At 42.8% G+C, this 2408-nt stretch carries 2 protein-coding genes; one reads left to right on the forward strand and one right to left on the reverse strand.

Annotated features, from left to right (window positions below; all coding sequences use genetic code 11):
* Positions 1 to 448 precede the first annotated feature (448 nt).
* On the forward strand, positions 449 to 1423 hold the full coding sequence (locus AC1DWN_RS32200) for a ring-cleaving dioxygenase (protein WP_477562916.1): 975 nt from the start codon (positions 449 to 451) through the stop codon (positions 1421 to 1423).
* Between the two features lie 177 nt (positions 1424 to 1600).
* Here AC1DWN_RS32200 and AC1DWN_RS32205 read toward each other — a convergent pair.
* The coding region (locus tag AC1DWN_RS32205) for a helix-turn-helix domain-containing protein (protein WP_477562917.1) at positions 1601 to 2408 on the reverse strand (808 nt) is incomplete at its 5' end.

Raw genomic sequence — 2408 nt, forward strand, 5'->3', positions numbered from 1 at the left:
AGTGAAGTGAATCGAAGTAAATCTTAATAAATTGCAAAATTGATGAGGGAAACTCGCTATCTTGTGTGTATATGTGACATTCCTCATTAGCTTCTAACTAAGTGCATTCACTAATAGATGAGACAAACCTAAAAAAGTTTAAATTCGCTATGGGATTTGGTCACGAGGTGAGTTAAATCTCAATAAGTTTAAATTTCCAAGGGGATTTAACTATTATGTGAGTTAAATCTCAATTAGTTTAAATTAGTGAAGGCATTCACTAGTTAGTGAGGCAAATCTCATTAATATAAGTAATTCCTGACGACTAATTCCAAACAGTGAGGTAAAGCTCACTCCCCGTGAGGTTAAGTTCATCGCTAGTGAGGTTTGCCTTACTAATTGGTCTCAGGTTCACCCATGTAATTAACGAGTTACTAGTTAGTATAAAGACTTTTAGGAGGTTGTTTATATGCAATTAAAAGGTATTCATCACGTATCAGCGATTACGGGCACAGCATCAGGTAATTTCAGCTTTTACACGCAAATATTAGGTCTTCGTCTGGTCAAAAAAACGGTCAATCAAGATGAAACTTCCGTTTATCACCTGTTTTATGGGGATGAGAAGGGTAATCCGGGAACAGAGCTGACATTCTTTGAATTCCCAATGACCGGAAAAAACCGCGAGGGAACAAGCAGTATTTCCTCTTTGTCGCTTCGCGTGGCAAACGATGATGCACTTCGCTATTGGAAAGAAAGATTTGCTCAATTTAGTGTCGATCATGATGCTATTATCGAGCGTGCTGGCAGGAAAACAATCGCTTTTAGAGATTTTGAGGGTCAGCGTTTAGTACTGGTTTCGGATGAGCATAACGAAGGGGTTAAGGGCGGTAAGCCTTGGGATAAAAGCACAGTGCCTACTGAATATGGCATACTCGGGCTTGGTCCCGTTCAATTGACCGTGAAAAATCCAGAGCCGACCGTTGTTGTGCTAACACAGCTAATGGGATTCCGTCAAAAGGGTCAATACCCATCTACAATAGCTGGTCAGCCAGATATCGTAGTATTGGAAACAGGTGAAGGCGGAAGTGGTGCTGAAGTTCATATCGAGGAGCGAAATGATCTTCAGCGCGAGCAGCAAGGTCACGGTGGAGTTCACCACGTAGCGTTCCGTGTCGATAATGACGAGGAGCTTCAAGAATGGATTGAACATATTCGCGGAGTTAGAATTCCAAACTCAGGGTTTGTTGACCGCTACTACTTCCGTTCACTGTATTTCCGTGAGCCGAATGGCATACTTTTCGAGTTAGCAACGGATGGGCCAGGCTTCGATACGGATGAGCATATCGATCACTTAGGCGAGTCACTCGCATTGCCTCCGTTCCTTGAGCCACAGAGAGCGCAGATCGAGTCGAGATTGAAACCGCTCGATACTCAAAAGGTATAAGGTACCAAACAAGCGTATTGTAAAGAGAAGGAGCCTTGAGACGGCTATTGTTCAGTGTTACTCTTGGTGCTTATATCTTCATTCGTGATTTTCCGCGGATGATCGTTGGCGGGTTTGCGCGGCTGCGCAAAGCCCGCCATTTTTGTTTGGTTTGAGGCCGCTTGAATCCGTGTATGGTTACTTTTTGTTGATCAGCTTATGGTTGATCAAAAGTCGCGCTTTAATTGTTTTGGAATATTCGGATGGTGTCATACCAGTGGCTATTTTGAAGTGGCGAGAGAAGTAATGGACACTGCTGTAGCCGAGCAATTCCGCGATCTCAGTAAAATTGTAGATCTCCTCGCGAATATAGGCTTTGGCCTTCTCTATTTTCATTTGGTTCAAATATTCAATAATGCCGAGACCTGTAGCTTCTTTGAATAGAATGTTGATCTGAGTCCGTCCAATTCCGAATTCAGAGCACAATTGCTGAAGCGTCCGTCTTTTATCCAAGTTGGCAGCTAAATAAGTGATGATCTTCTCAGACAGAAGGTTGGCTTGGTTATTCCTCGTTGACGAAGCGGATGAGCGATCTTCTTTACTATGTTTGTTACGAATCAACTGGATTAATAACAATTCAATATAGATTTTGACTAATTGCTCGCTAGCAAAAGTAGGAGGAATGTCATGAGACTCAGTGGAGTGCCGAATTGAAATCACCTCCCGATCAGAATCCGAAGAAGTTCCTAAATCAGTTCCTGCATCAGATTCTGATGTCGATCTCGAACCGTAGACATGCAGTCCTTCCTTCATAAGAAGAGCAAGGATTGAGCGTTCGTATTCACTAAGGCGAAACATTTTATTTTGAGTGAAGAAGGACATGACATCGGAGTTGCAGACGAACGTTACAATAAATATATCTGGCGCGACTTTCCCATTGCTTACGAGGTTATGGAATTCGTTAGGCTCATGGAAGAGCAAATCGCCCTGCTTAAGGGAATAGACG

Source organism: Paenibacillus sp. P4_A7 (genome assembly GCF_056402455.1).

Excerpts from the sequence above, each read along its gene's own strand:
- AC1DWN_RS32200 (WP_477562916.1), top strand. The coding sequence starts at position 449 with ATGCAATTAAAAGGTATTCATCACGTATCAGCGATTACGGGCACAGCA.